Source organism: Nonomuraea sp. NPDC049158, from assembly GCF_040648335.1.
GTDB lineage: Bacteria > Actinomycetota > Actinomycetes > Streptosporangiales > Streptosporangiaceae > Nonomuraea.
The window spans coordinates 80,147-95,185 of record NZ_JBEZDM010000027.1; the positions used below are offsets into that span (position 1 = coordinate 80,147).

14 protein-coding genes and 1 riboswitch are annotated in these 15,039 nt (G+C 69.9%); of the genes, 11 read left to right on the forward strand and 3 right to left on the reverse strand.

Annotated features, from left to right (window positions below):
• Positions 1–99 precede the first annotated feature (99 nt).
• The 3 genes from AB0B61_RS40860 to sucB are packed head-to-tail and all read left to right on the forward strand — an operon-like array spanning position 100 to position 4,511.
• Positions 100–1,581 carry a leucyl aminopeptidase gene (locus AB0B61_RS40860; RefSeq protein WP_358444111.1) on the forward strand — a complete coding sequence of 494 codons (1,482 nt, stop codon included), beginning with the start codon at positions 100–102 and terminating at the stop codon, positions 1,579–1,581.
• Between the two features lie 51 nt (positions 1,582–1,632).
• Positions 1,633–2,997: a dihydrolipoyl dehydrogenase gene (gene lpdA, locus AB0B61_RS40865; protein WP_358444114.1), complete on the forward strand. Its 1,365-nt coding sequence runs from the start codon at positions 1,633–1,635 to the stop codon at positions 2,995–2,997.
• 38 nt (positions 2,998–3,035) lie between these two features.
• A complete protein-coding gene (gene sucB / locus AB0B61_RS40870) occupies positions 3,036–4,511 on the forward strand; it encodes a 2-oxoglutarate dehydrogenase, E2 component, dihydrolipoamide succinyltransferase (protein ID WP_358444117.1) in 1,476 nt (491 codons plus the stop codon).
• Between the two features lie 166 nt (positions 4,512–4,677).
• On the opposite strand, the gene AB0B61_RS40875 is transcribed toward sucB, so the two are convergent.
• Positions 4,678–5,694 (reverse strand): DUF6596 domain-containing protein, encoded by a 1,017-nt coding sequence (locus tag AB0B61_RS40875; protein ID WP_358444120.1) that lies wholly within the window; start codon positions 5,692–5,694, stop codon positions 4,678–4,680.
• The gene (locus AB0B61_RS40880; RefSeq protein WP_358444122.1) at positions 5,691–6,032 is read right to left on the reverse strand and encodes a YciI family protein; all 342 of its coding nucleotides are present in this window, start codon (positions 6,030–6,032) and stop codon (positions 5,691–5,693) included. The genes AB0B61_RS40875 and AB0B61_RS40880 overlap by 4 nt, the downstream gene beginning before the upstream one ends.
• Positions 6,033–6,338: 306 nt before the next feature.
• Positions 6,339–6,480: riboswitch (cyclic di-AMP (ydaO/yuaA leader) on the forward strand.
• Between the two features lie 141 nt (positions 6,481–6,621).
• On the opposite strand from AB0B61_RS40880, the gene AB0B61_RS40885 reads away from it, so the two are divergent.
• Together AB0B61_RS40885 and AB0B61_RS40890 are read left to right on the forward strand one after the other, a co-directional pair.
• On the forward strand, positions 6,622–7,173 hold the full coding sequence (locus AB0B61_RS40885; RefSeq protein WP_358444125.1) for a CHAP domain-containing protein: 552 nt from the start codon (positions 6,622–6,624) through the stop codon (positions 7,171–7,173).
• Between the two features lie 83 nt (positions 7,174–7,256).
• Positions 7,257–7,886, forward strand: coding sequence for a LysE family translocator (locus AB0B61_RS40890; protein WP_358444128.1), 630 nt, complete (start codon positions 7,257–7,259; stop codon positions 7,884–7,886).
• 138 nt (positions 7,887–8,024) lie between these two features.
• Here AB0B61_RS40890 and AB0B61_RS40895 read toward each other — a convergent pair whose 3' ends face one another.
• Complete coding sequence (locus AB0B61_RS40895; RefSeq protein ID WP_358444131.1) at positions 8,025–8,681, reverse strand: GntR family transcriptional regulator; 657 nt, start codon at positions 8,679–8,681, stop codon at positions 8,025–8,027.
• A gap of 130 nt (positions 8,682–8,811) precedes the next feature.
• On the opposite strand from AB0B61_RS40895, the gene AB0B61_RS40900 reads away from it, so the two are divergent.
• The 6 genes from AB0B61_RS40900 to AB0B61_RS40925 all read left to right on the forward strand — a co-directional run bounded on the left by AB0B61_RS40900 (position 8,812) and on the right by AB0B61_RS40925 (position 15,037).
• Entirely contained in the window at positions 8,812–10,104 is a 1,293-nt protein-coding gene (locus AB0B61_RS40900; RefSeq protein ID WP_358444134.1) for an extracellular solute-binding protein, read from the forward strand.
• A complete protein-coding gene (locus AB0B61_RS40905; protein WP_358444137.1) occupies positions 10,091–10,936 on the forward strand; it encodes a sugar ABC transporter permease in 846 nt (281 codons plus the stop codon). The genes AB0B61_RS40900 and AB0B61_RS40905 overlap by 14 nt, the downstream gene beginning before the upstream one ends.
• Before the next feature lie 23 nt (positions 10,937–10,959).
• Complete coding sequence (locus tag AB0B61_RS40910; RefSeq protein ID WP_358444140.1) at positions 10,960–11,844, forward strand: carbohydrate ABC transporter permease; 885 nt, start codon at positions 10,960–10,962, stop codon at positions 11,842–11,844.
• A gap of 40 nt (positions 11,845–11,884) precedes the next feature.
• A complete protein-coding gene (locus AB0B61_RS40915; RefSeq protein ID WP_358444143.1) occupies positions 11,885–12,970 on the forward strand; it encodes an enolase C-terminal domain-like protein in 1,086 nt (361 codons plus the stop codon).
• Positions 12,971–12,998: 28 nt separating this feature from the next.
• Positions 12,999–14,177 (forward strand): hypothetical protein, encoded by a 1,179-nt coding sequence (locus AB0B61_RS40920; protein ID WP_358444146.1) that lies wholly within the window; start codon positions 12,999–13,001, stop codon positions 14,175–14,177.
• Between the two features lie 293 nt (positions 14,178–14,470).
• Positions 14,471–15,037 (forward strand): hypothetical protein, encoded by a 567-nt coding sequence (locus AB0B61_RS40925; protein WP_358444149.1) that lies wholly within the window; start codon positions 14,471–14,473, stop codon positions 15,035–15,037.
• The last annotated feature ends 2 nt before the right edge of the window (positions 15,038–15,039 follow it).

Here is a 15,039-nt window from a genome sequence, read left to right on the forward strand (position 1 = left end):
AATGACACTAGCACCAAGTCGTCTTGCCCACGCATTGACGAATGGTAGGATGAACCCCTGTTTGTGAGTACCTCTAAACCCTGGATAGCATCGGTTTACGTGACCACTGTGCGGCTGAACTCAGCAGATCCAGTCTCTTTCGACACCGACGCGCTGATCGTCGGGTTCCGGTCCGGCCCCGAAGGCCCTCGCCCCGCCACGGGCGCCGAGTCCCTCGACGCGGCCTTCGGCGGCAGACTCGCCGCCACGCTCACCGCCGTCGGCTTCTCCGGCAAGCCCGGAGAGCTCGCCAAGGTGCCCGTGTTCGGCGCCATCACCGCTCCGCTGCTGGTCGCGGTCGGCCTCGGCGACTCCGCCGACGCCGAGACGCTACGCCGCGCCGCGGGCGCCGCCGTACGGTCCCTCGCCGGCACCGCCCGCGCCGCGCTCCTCCTGCCCGCCGAATCGGCCGACCAGGCCGAGGCCGTGGCGCTGGGCGCGCTGCTGGGCGCCTACGGGTTCTCCCGCTACCGCACCAACGGCGAGGTGAAGGAGCCCGTGGGCGACCTCACCGTACTGTCAGCGAATGAAGCGGATGGATCCGACGGGATCGCCGGCCGTGCCTCCGTACTCGCCGAGTCGGTCACGCTCGTCCGCGACCTGGTCAACACGCCGCCCTCCGACCTGTGGCCGGCCAAGTTCGCCGAGATCGCCGAGCAGCGCGGCGGCGAGGCCGGGCTGAGCGTCGAGGTGCTCGACGACAAGCAGCTCAAGGACGGCGGCTACGGCGGCCTCATCGGCGTCGGCCAGGGCTCGGCCAACCCGCCGCGCCTGGTCCGCCTCTCCTACACCCACCCCGAGGCCACCAAGACGCTGGCGTACGTGGGCAAGGGCATCACGTTCGACTCCGGTGGCCTGTCACTCAAGCCGTCCGCCTCCATGGACTGGATGAAATCCGACATGGGCGGCGCGGGCGCGGTCCTGGGCGCCCTGATCGGCGTCGCCCGCCTCGCCCCGAAGGTCAACGTCGTCGGCTACCTCTGCCTGGCCGAGAACCTGCCCAGCGGCACCGCGCAGCGCCCCTCCGACGTCATCCACAGCTACAGCGGCAAGACCGTCGAGGTGCTCGACACCGACGCCGAAGGCCGCCTGGTCCTCATGGACGGCATCGCCCGCGCCGCCGAGGACTCCCCCGACCTGATCGTCGACGTGGCCACCCTCACCGGCGCGCAGATCGTCGCGCTCGGCTGGCGCACGGCCGGCGTCATGGCCAACGACGACGCCGTACGCGAGCTGGTCGTCGAGGTGGCCGGCGCCGCGGGCGAGGGCGCCTGGGGCATGCCGCTGCCGGAGGAACTGCGCAAGGGCCTCGACTCCCCGATCGCCGACATCGCCAACCTCCAGCCCGAGCGCTGGGGCAGCATGCTGGCCGCGGGCATCTTCCTGAAGGAGTTCGTGCCCGACGGGGTGCGCTGGGCGCACATCGACATGGCCGGACCCGCGTTCAACAAGGGCGAGCCGCACGGCTACACGCCGAAGGGCGGCACCGGGGCCATCACCCGCACGCTCATCGGACTGGCCGAGCGGCACGCGAGCATCTGAAACAAATGAAAAGATGACGGCATCACGAACACCCCGACAAGGAGCCTGACTGTGGCCTACGACATCGTCGTCCTGGGAGGCGGCAGCGGCGGATACGCCTGCGCGCTACGGGCGGCTGAGCTGGGCAAGACGGTCGCCCTGATCGAGAAGGACAAGATCGGCGGCACCTGCCTGCACAGGGGATGCATCCCCACCAAGGCCCTGCTGCACTCGGCCGAGGTCGCCGACGAGACGCGCGAGAGCGAGACGTTCGGCGTCAAGGCCCGGTTCGACGGCATCGACGTGCCCGGCGTCCACGCGTTCAAGGACAAGATCGTCACCCGCGCCTGGAAGGGCGTGCAGGGCCTGCTCAAGGGCGCCGGCGTGACGATCGTCGAAGGCGAGGGCCGCCTGGTCGGATCAAACCGGATCCAGGTGGGCTCCGAGGTCTATGAGGGCCGCGACATCGTCCTGGCCACCGGCTCCGCGCCCAAGTCGCTGCCCGGCCTGGACATCGACGGCGAGCGCGTCATCACCAGCGAGCACACGCTGAGGATGGACCGCGTGCCCTCCTCGGTGATCGTGCTGGGCGGCGGCGTGATCGGCGTCGAGCTGGCCAGCGTCTACCGCTCGTTCGGCGCCGAGGTCACGATCGTCGAGGCGCTGCCCCACCTGCTGCCGACCGAGGAGGAGTCGAGCTCCAAGCTGCTGGAGCGCGCCTTCCGCCGCCGCGGCATCAAGTACGAGCTGGGCGTCTTCTTCGAGGGCGTCAAGACCACCGACACCGGCGTGGTCGTCACGCTCGCCAACGGCAAGACCCTCGACGCCGAGCTGCTGCTGGTCGCGGTCGGCCGCGGCGCCGTCTCGGCCGGGATGGGCTTCGAGGAGCAGGGCATCAGGATCGAGCGCGGCGCGGTCGTGGTCGACGAGCACTGCCAGACCTCGGTCCCCGGCGTCTACGCCATCGGCGACCTGATCCCGACCCTCCAGCTGGCCCACGCCGGGTTCGCCGAGGGCATCATGGTGGCCGAGCACATCGCCGGACTCAACCCGCCCGCCATCGACTACGCGGGTGTGCCGCGGATCACCTATTCCGACCCCGAGGTCGCCTCGGTGGGCATCACGTCCGCGCAGGCGGCCGAGCGCGGCATCGAGATCGTCGAACAGGTCTACGACCTCGCGGGCAACCCCAAGAGCCAGATCCTCGGCACCGCGGGTGCCGTCAAGGTCATCGCCCAGAAGGACGGCCCCGTGGTGGGCGTCCACATGGTGGGCCGCCGCATCGGCGAACTCGTGACCGAGGGTCAGCTGATCTACAACTGGGAGGCGCTGCCCGCGGAGGTCGCCCAGCTCATCCACGCCCACCCGACCCAGTCCGAGGCCGTCGGTGAGGCGATGCTGGCCCTGGCCGGCAAGCCGTTGCACGTACACAACTAATTCAAGCCCTCGAAATCAGAACGCGAGAGAAGATAACGATGCCGGTCTCTGTACAGATGCCCCAGCTCGGCGAGAGCGTCACCGAGGGCACGGTGACCCGTTGGCTGAAGAAGGAGGGCGAGCGCGTCGAGGCCGACGAGCCGCTCCTCGAGGTGTCGACCGACAAGGTCGACACCGAGATCCCGTCGCCGTCCGCCGGCGTCCTCACCAAGATCGTCGTCGCTGAGGACGAGACCGTCGAGGTCGGCGCCGAGCTCGCCGTCATCGACGAGAACGGCCAGGCCGGCGGCGCCGCCACGCAGGAGGCCGCGCCGGCGCCCGCCGCGCAGCCCGAGCCGCAGCCGGAGCCCGAGCCGGCCCCGGCTCCCGCGCCGGTCTCCTCGATCCCGCAGCCCGCCCCTGCCCAGGCTCAGGCCCCGGCGCCCGCGCCCGCCCCGGCGCCCGCTCCGGTGCAGCAGGCCCCGGCCGCTCAGGCGCCCGCCCCGCAGGCTCCGGCCGCCGCCGAGCCGACCCCGCTGCCGTCCTCGGGTGACAGCCCCTACGTGACGCCGCTGGTGCGCAAGCTCGCCAACGAGCACGGTGTCGACCTCGAGGCGATCACCGGCACCGGCGTGGGCGGTCGCATCCGCAAGCAGGACGTTCTGGAGGCCGCCAAGTCGCAGCGCGAGCAGGCCGCCGCGCCGGCTCCCGCCGCCGCCCAGGCCGCTCCGGCTCCCGCCGCCGCCGCGCCCGCTCAGGCCGCGCCGGCTGCGGTCGCCGCCGCTCCCGAGCCCGTCGAGGTCGACACCACGCTGCGCGGCCGTACGGAGAAGATGTCGCGACTGCGGCAGACCATGTCCAAGCGCCTGGTCGAGTCGCTGCAGACCGCGGCCCAGCTCACCACGGTCGTCGAGGTCGACGTCACCAAGATCGCCCGGCTGCGCGACCAGGCGAAGGCCGACTTCCTGCGCCGCGAGGGCGTCAAGCTGTCGTTCATGCCGTTCTTCGAGATGGCGGCCATCGAGGCGCTCAAGCAGCACCCGAAGCTCAACGCCACGATCAACAACGAGACCATGGAGGTCACCTACTTCGACGTAGAGCACCTGGGCCTCGCGGTCGACACCGAGCGCGGCCTGATCGCGGCGGTCATCAAGAACGCCGGCGACCTCAACCTGGCCGGCCTCGCCCGCAAGACCGCCGACCTGGCCGAGCGCACCCGCGCCAACAAGGTGACGCCCGACGAGATCACCGGCGGCACGTTCACGCTGACCAACACGGGCAGCCGCGGCGCCCTGTTCGACACGCCGATCCTGAACCAGCCGCAGGTCGGCATGCTCGGCACCGGCGCCGTCGTGAAGCGTCCCGTCGTGATCGACACCGCTGAGGGCGAGGTCATCGCCGTTCGGTCGATGGTGTACTTGGCGCTGACGTACGACCACCGCCTCGTGGACGGCGCCGACGCGGCCCGCTTCCTGACCACCGTGAAGCGGCGCCTCGAAGAGGGCCGTTTCGAGGCTCAGCTGGGCCTCGCGTAGTTCAGGCGCACCAGGGCCGGGGAGTCTTCCTCGGCCCTGGCCACCGCCTCACAAAGGGCTTCGCGCTTTTCAGACCGGACATGGCCGTGCAGTCGGCCAGCAAGTACGCGGCCCTTACGTCGGGCTATGCCCTTGATCAGTTAGACGCCCGGTGAGGAAGGCCCGCTCAACCTCGTTGCCGGTCAGCTCCAGCGCCTGCCGGTACGCGGCCGCCGCCTCGTCCGTACGACCGAGGCGCTGAAGCAGGTCTGCCTTGATCACCGGCAGGTACTGGTACCGGGAGAGCCGGCCATCCTGCTCCAGCGCCTCCACCAGCGTCAGTGCGACCGCCGGTCCGTGGAGCATCGACACCGGCACGGTCCGGTTCAGCGCGACCCCCGGCGCGGCCCCCGCGCAGCCCGGCCACGATCAGCTCGTGCGCCTCGGCGAGCGCGCCGCGGTTCCACCGCGAGCGGTCCTGCTCCTCAAGGCGCAGCAGCCGGCCGTCAGCGCCGGTCCGGGTCGCACGCCGGGCGTCGGTGGCCAGGATCAGTGCCAACAGCCCTCGTACCTCGGGCTCGTCGGGCATGAGTTCTCGCAGCGCGCGGGCCAGGTCCAGCGCGCGGTCGGCCAGGTCAGTGCGCATGAGCGCGGGGCCTGAGGGTGCCGTGTGCCCGGCGGTGAACAGCAGGTGGAGCACGCCGAGTACGGCTGCCAGCCGGTCCGGCAGCTCCGCCGGGCGCGGGACCCGATAGGGGATGCGGGCGACGGAGATCTTCTTCTTCGCTCGGGTGATCCGAGCGGCCATCGTCTGCTCTGACACCAGCAGTGCCCGGGCGATGTCCGGGGTCGGCAGTCCGCACACCAGCCGCAGTGTGAGCGCGAGCCGCGCCTGCTGCGCGAGGGTGGGATGGCAGCAGGTGAAGATGAGCCGCAGCCGTTCGTCGGGTACGGCGTCCTCGAGTTTCGCCGCGTCCGCCTCGTCGTGGTCCGTCAGCCTGTGCGGAGCGGGCTCGTCGGGCTCCACCAGCAGGGGCAGCTTCGACTCCTCGGCCAGGTCCAGGTCCTGCGCGACGCGCACCGTCGCGGCGAGCACGAAAGCCCACTCGCGCCGATGCGCGTCGGCCACCGCCTGTCTCGCGCCCGCCTGGCCCGCGCACCCTTGTTCCGGGGCCGTCTGTTCCGCGGCCGTCGCAGCCGTCATCGGGCGACGGGCGCGATGCCGCCTGCGACGGGACGTACCTCGACGCCGCCACGGCCCCACTGGACGGCGGGGTTGCGACGCGCCAGGTCCAGGGCGGCGTCCAGGTCAGGGGCCTCGATGACGCAGACGCCGGCGACGACTTCCTTGGCGTCGATGAAGGGCCCGTCGGTGACCGCGTCGCCGCGCAACGAGGTGTCGGCGGACCGCAGCGCGTACGCCGCGATCATGGCGCCGGAGTCGACGAGGTCGTCGGCGTGCCGCTGGCTCGCCGCCTGCTGCTCAGGGGTGTAGTCGCCGGCCGCGGCGTCGTCGAAGATGAGGATCGCGTACTGGGCCATGAGGGTCTCCTTGACTGTGCGTCCGGTCGGTACGCCTCTACGTCGGACGGGCGACGCGAATTCGACAGACCGTACGCGAACCTTCTCCAGATGCGCCCTGGCGCGACTTCAGCAAGGCACCCCCGCTACTTGACGGATCGACGAGCCGGCCGGGCTGGGCGTGGCAATTTCATGGCGATGGAATTACCCAGGTCAGGGGTGCGTTATACCCATCTGTGCGCCTGGCCTAGACAGTGAGTATCCCTCTGGCCGCGCCGCCAATGTCCGAGTACGGACGTCATACCCATCACATGCATCACAGGAAATCACCTGTGACCGCTGAACCCGCCTGTGCGCGGGACCGGGGACCCATGTCTCGATCGGGGCTAATCGGCACGACAACGTGCCGTAGGGCAGCTTCCACGCCCGAGCCCGTCAGCTAACCCGGTAAGCGGAATGGAAGCAAGGAGTAATCACCATTATCCGCACCCCCAAGATCAGCTATGCCAAGATCGCGCTCGGCGCGACCCTCACCGCCGCCGCCCTCGGCGCCCACACCGCGGCGAACGCCGACACAGCCGCCACGGCCCCCACGCAGCACACCGCCGCCGTGGCTCAGGCCGCCCCCGCCTCCGCGCAGGGCGGCAGGAACGGCGAGACCAAGGTGAACGTCACCGCCCAGCAGGTCCTGAACCTGGCCAAGGCCCAGGTCGGAACGTCCGAGGACGCCAACGGCGGCGGCACCAAGTTCCAGAAGTGGTACATGAACTCGGCCCGCGCCGCCGAGACCGTCCAGCGTGACGGCGGCAGCAGGCAGGACTACCTGAACGCCGCCTGGTGCTCGATGTTCGTCTCCTGGGTCGGCGAGGAGACCGGCGCCCGCTCCCAGGTCGGCTGGGACGCCTACACCGTCGCCCACGCCAAGTGGTTCGCCGCCAACCACCGCTGGGGCACCGTGGCCAAGCCCGGCGCCGTGGTCTTCTACTCCTGGAGCGGCAGCAAGGACCTGAGCTCCATCAGCCACGTCGGCTTCGTGGTCAAGGACAACGGCGACGGCACGATCTCCACGGTCGAGGGCAACACCGGCAACGGCAAGGTCGAGCAGCGCGTCCGTCCCACCTCCCAGGTCGTCGGCTACGGCTACCCGCAGTACGCCGCCTGACAACTGGTCTGGCGCCTGTGGCACCCCCCGAGCGGCGTCCCCCCGGAGCGGTGCGCCGACACCAGAGGTGGAAAGATCATCACATGCCGATCGATCCGCACCTGCTCGCCGTTTTCACCGCGACCACCATCGTCGCTCTGATCACCCCCGGACCGGACATGCTGTTCGTGCTGGGATGCGGTCTGCGGGGTGGGCCCCGCGCCGGGCTGCTGGCCACGGTCGGCGTGATCACGGGTGACGCGTTGTACATCGCCGCGGCCGCCGCCGGGCTCGCCGTGCTGCTGACGACGTTCCCGGTCGTGTTCACGGTGCTACGGCTCGCCGGCGCCGCGTACCTGATCTACCTCGGCGTCCAGATGATCCGCAACCGCAAGAACAGCCAGGCCGACGATCCGGCCAGCCGCGGAATGTCCGGCCGGCGTGCCTTCCTCAACGGCGTGGTCTCCTCCATGGCCAATCCGCAGACGTTCACGTTCATGGTCGCTTTCCTGCCCCAGTTCATCGATCCCGGGGCGGGGCCGGTCTGGCTGCAGTTCGCCGTCCTCGGCGCCATCCTGATCGTCCTGGAGTTCCTGGCCGACGCGACGGTCGGCGTGCTGGCCGGGCGCATCGGCGGCTGGCTGCGCGGCCGTCAGGCGGTGCGCCGCCGGATCGACGCCGCGACCGGGAGCGTGTTCATCGGTTTGGGCGTCACCCTCGCGGCCGAACGCTGACCGACTGCGGCACAGCCGGCGGAGGAACGCGGCCTCCGCCACCCACCTGGCCCCGCCCTGCCGGGCGACGCTAATCCGCGACTCTCATCTACGTGGCGGCTGGGGACATGCCCGGGAGCAGGCCGCCGGCCGCGAGCCTCACGGCAGTGACGCGAGCATTCGCTCCCCCGCCGACCGCAGGTGGCCGGTCATCGCGTCCGCCGCGGCCGGGCCGTCGCCCGCCACGACCGCCCGCACGATGGCCTCGTGCTCGGCGCGCGTGAGCTCGGCGGCGCCTTCCCTGGCGTAGAAGATCCGGAAAGCGCGCGAACGGACGAACAACCGCTCCAGCGTGTCGGCCACGACCAGGTTCCCGGACATCTGGGCGAGTTTGCCGTGCAGCAGTTCGTCGGCCTTGGCCATCGCGGTGAGGTCGCCGCCCGGCACGTCGACCTGCCGGCGCAGGAACGCCCGATCCTCCGTACGGAACTCCTGGGCGGCGCGGGCCGCAGTGGGAGGTTCGAGCAGCAGCCTGCACTCGTAGAGGTCGGAGATCGTCTTGCGGTCGGGCAGGTCGGCGGCGACGAAGCCGCGGTAGGGATGCTTGCTGACCAGCCCGTCGGCCTCCAGCCGCCCCAGGGCCTGGCGGATCGGCGTGTTGGAGATCTTGAGCTGCGCGGCCAGAGCGTCGATCTTGACCCGGCTGCCGAGCGGGATATGCCCGCTGAGCAGCATCTCTCGCAACACGTCGTAGACGTCGTCGGCGAGCACCTGCCGCCGTGGGAGCGCCAGTTCTGGCGATGGGGAGTCAGTCATCCAAGCCTCGGGGAGTCGTTCATCCAAGCCTCCTGGCGTTCAAACATAGCGGCACATGGGGTTGACGTGGACGTAACGTGCATGCAACATCTGACTTCAAACATCGTACACGATTATGTCGAGGCCAGCTGTGATCAGACTCCGCATCCCCATAACGGCGTGCCTCGCAGCCGCCCTGCTCACCGCCTGTTCGTCCAGCACGCCCGCAGCCGTCGGCGGGGCCATCACCGAGGACCGCGACGCGACGTTGCTGGTGTGGAGTGACCCCACCCGGCTGGCCGGATTCGAGCAGTTCAAGAAGACCCACCCGAACCTGAGGATGAAGGTCGAGACCTACGACGGGCAGAGCCTGCTGACGAAGATCCAGCTGTTCAACCGCACCGGTAAGGGCTGGCCGGACGTCGTCTTCGCGGGGCAGCCCAACGTGGTCTCCCAGTTCGCCGGGAAGCTGAACTACGCCCAGCCCCTCGACTCGCTGATACCGCAGCAGATCCGCGAGAACTTCGGCACGGCCAACGCGCCCTGCGAGGTCGGCGGCAAGCTGTACTGCTTACGCAACGACCTGGCCCAGACCGTGCTCTGGTACAACAAGCCGCTCATGGAGCGCTTCGGCTACCAGCTCCCCAAGACGTGGACCGACTACCGGGCGCTGGGCGAGCGGGTGGCCAAGGAGCACCCCGGCTACGTCATCGGCAGCGCGGGCAGCTTCTTCACCTACTACGACTACTTCTGGTCCAGCGGCTGTCCGATCCAGCAGGTGACCGGGCCGGACAAGGTGCACATCAACCTGAAGGACGCCAAGTGCACCCGGGTCGCCGACGTGCTCGACCCCCTGATCAAGAACGGCTCGCTCACCAAGGCCGGGCTCTTCGACCCGGAGATGGCCAAACTGGGCAAGGAGGGCAAGGTCCTCATGCTGCCCGGCGCCTCCTGGCTCGGCGACTACCTGTTCAAGCCCAAGGACCTGTTCGCCACGCCCGACGGGCAGATCGCCGCGGCACCGTACCCGTCCTGGGAGGGCGAGACGACCAATTGGTCCGGCAGTGCGGGCGGCGGCGTCTACCTGGTCTCTCGCCACTCCAAGAACATGAAGGGCGCCGCCGAGATCATCCAGTGGATGACCACCGACGCCGGCTACCAGAAGAGCGCGCCGACCTACCCCGCCTACGGCCCCTCGGCCGACGCGTGGGCCAAGCGGCTGGCCACCGACCCGTTCTACGCCGCCGACCCGTTCCCGGTCATGCGGGAGCAGGCGGCCAAGGTCAACCCGGTGCAGCAGCCCACCCGCTATGACGTCGAGGGGGCGTTCACTCAGACGGTGGTCCCCGCGATCCGCTCCGGTGGCACCGTCGGAACCGGCCTGGACGCGCTGCAGACCGAGCTGGTGAACCTGGCGAAGGCCCAGGGTTATGACGTCGGGTAGGTTGTTCGGCTGGCTGTGCGTGGCGCCGTACCTGATCCTGCTGGTGGTTTTCGGGATCGGCCCCATCCTGTACGCCCTCTACGAGTCCCTGAGCGACCCACGGGCCTACCTCAACGCGACCGCCGACTTCCGGTTCCTGCCCGCGGTGGGCAACGTGTCGCTGTTCATGGCGCTGTACCTGCCGGTCATGGTGATCGGCGTGCTGCTGCTGGCCCTGTTCGTCCAGGACCAGCGTCCCCTGTACGGCACGACGTTGCGGCTGGTCTACATGCTGCCGGGCGCGGTCACCGGCTCGGCCAGTGTGCTGCTCTGGTACGTCATGCTCCAGCCCGCGCTCAGCCCCTTCGCCCCCCTGCTGAGCGGCATGGGCCTGCGGACCGGCAACGACGTGCTGAAGCCGTCGCACCTGGTGGTGATCTTCGCGCTGATGGCCTTCGCCACCGGGTTCGGCCAGTGGGTGGTCATCATGTACGGCGCCCTGCAGGGAGTGCCGCAGGAGGTGCTGGAGGCCTCCAGGATGGACGGCTGCACCTGGTGGCAGACGGCCCTGCGGATCAAGCTGCCGCTCATCTCCAAGTACGTGGTCTACATGGTCATCCTGGCCTTCACCGCCGGGCTGCAGATCTTCATCGAGCCGCAACTGCTGTACGGCGTGGCCTTCACCGGCTCCAAGTCCTGGTCACTGAACCAGCTCGGCCTGCTGTTCGCCTTCGACAACGGCGACTTCGCCGCGGCCGCCGCGCTGTGCCTGATGCTGCTGGCCGTCTGCGCCGTGGCCGCCTGCTTCCTGGTGTTCAAGGCCAAGTTCTTCGAGACGGAGGTCGACCGATGACCAAGCGGCACGGAGATCGGCCGATGACCGAACTGATCGGCGGGGCTTGGGTGTGGCGGATGTCCGTGTCCGTCGTACTCGGCCTGGTGGCCCTGGCCTGCGCGCTGCCGTTGGTGTGGCTGGTGCTGGCGCCGACCAAGTCCGACGCCGAGATCACCGGCAGGCATCCGCTGTCCTTCGGCTCGCTCGGCGGCTACCTGGCCGCCTGGCGGAACCTGACCACCTTCAACGACGGCGTCATCTACCAGTGGATCGGCAACTCGGTGCTCTACACCGGCGGCGCGGTACTGCTGTCGGTGACCACGTCCCTGCTGGCCGGGTACGCGCTGGCGGCGACGAAGATCGCCGGGCGGCGGGTCATCCTCCTGTCCACGCTGCTGGCGATGATCGTGCCACCCGCCGCGCTCGTGCTCCCACTCTTCCTGGAGGTGAACGCGGTCCAGCTCACCGGCACCGCCTGGTCGGTGATCCTGCCCGCCGGCCTCTACCCGTTCGGGGTCTACCTCGCCTTCATCTATTTCTCCACCCTGCTGCCGCGCGAGGTGCTGGAAGCGGCCAGGATCGACGGCTGCTCGGAGGCCGCCCTGTTCGCCAGAGTCGCCCTGCCCCTGGGCAAGCCGCTGATCGCGCTGCTGACCTTCTTCGCCTTCATCGGCAACTGGAGCAACTACTTCCTGCCGTTCGTGATGCTCGGCGACGACGAGACCTTCAACCTCCCGGTCGGGCTCGGCGTGCTCATCTCCGGCTCACCGGCGCTCAATCCCGCGCTGGGCGGCAGCGATCTGCCCATCCACCGGCCAGAAGCGGCGATCACGGGCGTGCTCACCGTGGTGCCCGTGGCGCTCGTCTTCCTGTTCGCCCAGCGCCACCTGGTGCGCGGGCTGCTCGACGGCGCCGTCAAGAACTGAACCCGCGCCGTCAAGAACCGAAACCGCAAACGGAGTGAACGTGAAGATCACCGCTGTCGACGTCGTCCTGTGCGCGCGGCCCGCCGTCACGCCCGCCTTCCGCTGGCGCGACGGTCTGCCGGGATCCGAGCCCGCGCACACCGGCGGCTGGCTCGTGTTGTCCACCGACGACGGGCACACCGGCTACGCCTACAGCCAGCGCGGCGTCATCCTGGCCGACATCGTCGACCGGCGGCTCCGCCCCGAACTGCTGGGCGCCGACGCCCTGCAGCGCGAGTGGCTGTGGCACCGCGTCTGGGAGTTGGACCGCATCGAGGAGATGCCGCTCTACATCCACGGCCTGGTGGACGTGGCGCTGTGGGACATCGCGGGCAAGGCGGCCGGGCTGCCGGTGCACCGGCTGCTCGGCGGGTACCGCTCCGCCATCCCCGCGTACGCCTCCACCGCGACCTTCGCCACCATCAGCGAGTACCTGGACGTCGCCGACCAATGCCTGGAGCTCGGCTATCCGGCCATCAAGCTGCACGCCTGGGGGAACGCCGACCGTGACATCGCCCTGTGCGCCGCACTGCGTGAGCACGTCGGCGACTCGGTGCCGCTGATGTACGACGGATCCGCCGGGTTCGACCTGCTCGACTCGATCAAGCTGGGCAGGGTCCTGTCCGAGGCCGGCTACCTCTGGTACGAGGAGCCGATGCGCGAGTTCAGCGCGACCGCCTACCAGCGCCTGGCCGAGAAGGTGGACGTACCGCTGATCGTCGCCGAGACCAGCGACGGCGCCCACATGAACACCGCCGACTTCATCGCCAACGGCTCCGCCACCGCGGTGCGCACCAGCGCGGGCCTGCGCGGCGGCATCACCGGGGCCATGCGCATCGCGCACCTGGCCGACGCCTACCGGATGCGCGCCGAGGTCCACGGCGGCGGCATCGTGCACACCCACCTGTGCATGGCCATCCCCAACACCACCTACTACGAGTCGTTCGTCCCCGCCAACCCCGTGACCAGGGAGGAAGCGGTCGACGCCAACGGCCTCGTCCACGCGGGAACCGCGCCCGGCATCGGCTACGAGGCCGAATGGGAGCGCACGTCCGTACCAGCCGGGCTGGAGCCCTTCACCTCCTGAAATCACCCCAACAAAGGAGATCACCGACATGAGCGACAAGCGGAGTACCGGCCCGAGCCGGCGTGCCGTCCTGGCGAGCGCCGCGGCGTTGCCGCTGATCGTGGCGGTGGCGACGCCCGCCACCGCCGCGGCCAAGGCCAAGGGCTGGTCGTGGAAGCTGTTCAAAGACGGCACCGACGTGTGGCAGCGCAACTACTGGAACGGCGGGGAGCAGTTCGACTTCCGGCTCGGTGGTGGCGGCTGCGTCCCGCAGATGCGGCACTGCCCCAGCGGCTACCGGGCGCTGCTCTCGCCCACCTACGAGGGTGAGGAGACCGACCGGGTCATGCAGGCCGTCCTGTGGGGCCTGAACGTCGAAGCCGCGACCAACGTCCTCGACCGGCGCTGGAACGTCAACCAGGCGGGCACCCGCCCCGGCGCCTACCAGCGCACCGTACGCGTCGAACGGACCAACTCCACCACCACCGACGTGTGGACCATCGCCGACCGGCAGTGGTACGCCGAACTCGTCGCCGACTTCGCGGGCTCGGACGCCGTCCCGCAGCTCACCCGCTACACCAGGCTGGCCGGCGGAGCGCTGGAGATCCGCCGCGTCATCCGGCTGCCCAAGGTCGTCAACGCCGGTACGACGGTCGCCGACGTCGAGTTCTACCTGGAGAACTGGCTGCCGTTCCTGCGTTCCACCGACACCTTCACCGCGCTGGCCATGCGCCTCGACGCCAACGGCGACCCGAGCGAGTGGTACCGGGCGGGCGAGAACATCCCCTACTACCCATGGACGCCGACCGGCGGCACCAGCGGCTACGCCATGGTCTTCAAGGAGGGCGCGCACCGGACCACGCCCAACGTGGCCGTCGTCTTCTCCAAGAACCCGGGCACGAAGTACGCCACCTCGGCCGTGTTCGAGAACGTACGCAACTCGATGGACTGGGACACCGGCATCGGCGTCCTGCCCGGCGCCCACATCACCGGCGGGGAGGCCGGCAGCATCCTGGACTACACGATCCGCATCGCGCCCAACGGCGGCACCACCGCCGGCCTGGTCACCGACCTCAACGCACAGGTCGCCGCGATCCGGCCACCCGCCCTGTACGGCCCGACGCACGCGCTGTCCGGCGAACTGGGCGCCATCGCAAGGCGGCTGCGCGGCTATCTGACCTCCGCCGAGGGAACGCGGACCAACCACCTCGCCGCGCTCCTCACCTGACCCACTGACCCCCTGAGCCCCCGATTCCAGGGCCCAGGGGGTCAGCGCGGAGCCGGTTGAACCATCCATCAGTCAGAACCGTTTTGAGGGGCGAACGTCGCACGTGTCGTTGTTCATGGGCAGATGGGAATCAGCTACGTCTCGTCGCGCAATCGTCCTGCTCATAGGCACCACGCTCGCCGCCTCGGTCTTCGCCGGACCGGCCTCCGCCGGTACCGACACCACCCCGCCCAGCGCCCCGACCATCCTGTCGGCCTTCGAGCAGCCGTTCCTCGAGTGCGGACGGCAGGACGTTGCGGTTCCCCGCGATCGGCCGGTTGTCCGGCGACTGGGGCGGCGGTTCGTTCCTGGGCGACGAGACGTTGTGGCGGGCGGTGCGGGCCGAAGACGGTCGCGGCCCTGACACCGCGTTGCGACGGGTGGTGACCGATCACTTCGCCGTGTCCTGTGTGGCCGACCTCGTCGAGCGGCTCCACTTCGGGGAGGTCGGCCGCGCCCGGCTCCAGGAGCTCAATCCGCTGCTGCTGGCGACCGCGGGGGCCGGCGACGCCGTGGCCAGAAAAGTGGTCGACCGGCTGGCCGAGGAGGTGGTCCTGCTCGCTTCGGCGGCGCTGCGCCGGTTGGATCTGCTCCACGTTCCGGTGGACATCGTGCTTGGGGGCGGCGTCCTCGCAGGTGGCGATGAGTACCTGCTCGACCGCATCCACGCCGGTTGCCACCGGGTGGCGCCGAAGGCGACGGCCCGCGTGGTGGACGTGCCCCCGGCCGTGGGCGCCGCGTTGCTGGGCCTGGACAAGCTCGGCGTGAGCGCCGACGCGGAACACCGCCTACGCGACTGCTACCGCGGTCAACTTCTATGATC

Bases quoted from the DNA above. Each gene is read 5' to 3' on its own strand.
- sucB (WP_358444117.1), top strand. From the start codon at position 3,036: ATGCCGGTCTCTGTACAGATGCCCCAGCTCGGCGAGAGCGTCACCGAG.
- AB0B61_RS40875 (WP_358444120.1), bottom strand. From the start codon at position 5,694: ATGACGGCTGCGACGGCCGCGGAACAGACGGCCCCGGAACAAGGGTGC.
- AB0B61_RS40880 (WP_358444122.1), bottom strand. From the start codon at position 6,032: ATGGCCCAGTACGCGATCCTCATCTTCGACGACGCCGCGGCCGGCGAC.
- AB0B61_RS40890 (WP_358444128.1), top strand. From the start codon at position 7,257: ATGCCGATCGATCCGCACCTGCTCGCCGTTTTCACCGCGACCACCATC.
- AB0B61_RS40895 (WP_358444131.1), bottom strand. From the start codon at position 8,681: ATGACTGACTCCCCATCGCCAGAACTGGCGCTCCCACGGCGGCAGGTG.
- AB0B61_RS40905 (WP_358444137.1), top strand. From the start codon at position 10,091: ATGACGTCGGGTAGGTTGTTCGGCTGGCTGTGCGTGGCGCCGTACCTG.
- AB0B61_RS40910 (WP_358444140.1), top strand. From the start codon at position 10,960: ATGACCGAACTGATCGGCGGGGCTTGGGTGTGGCGGATGTCCGTGTCC.
- AB0B61_RS40920 (WP_358444146.1), top strand. From the start codon at position 12,999: ATGAGCGACAAGCGGAGTACCGGCCCGAGCCGGCGTGCCGTCCTGGCG.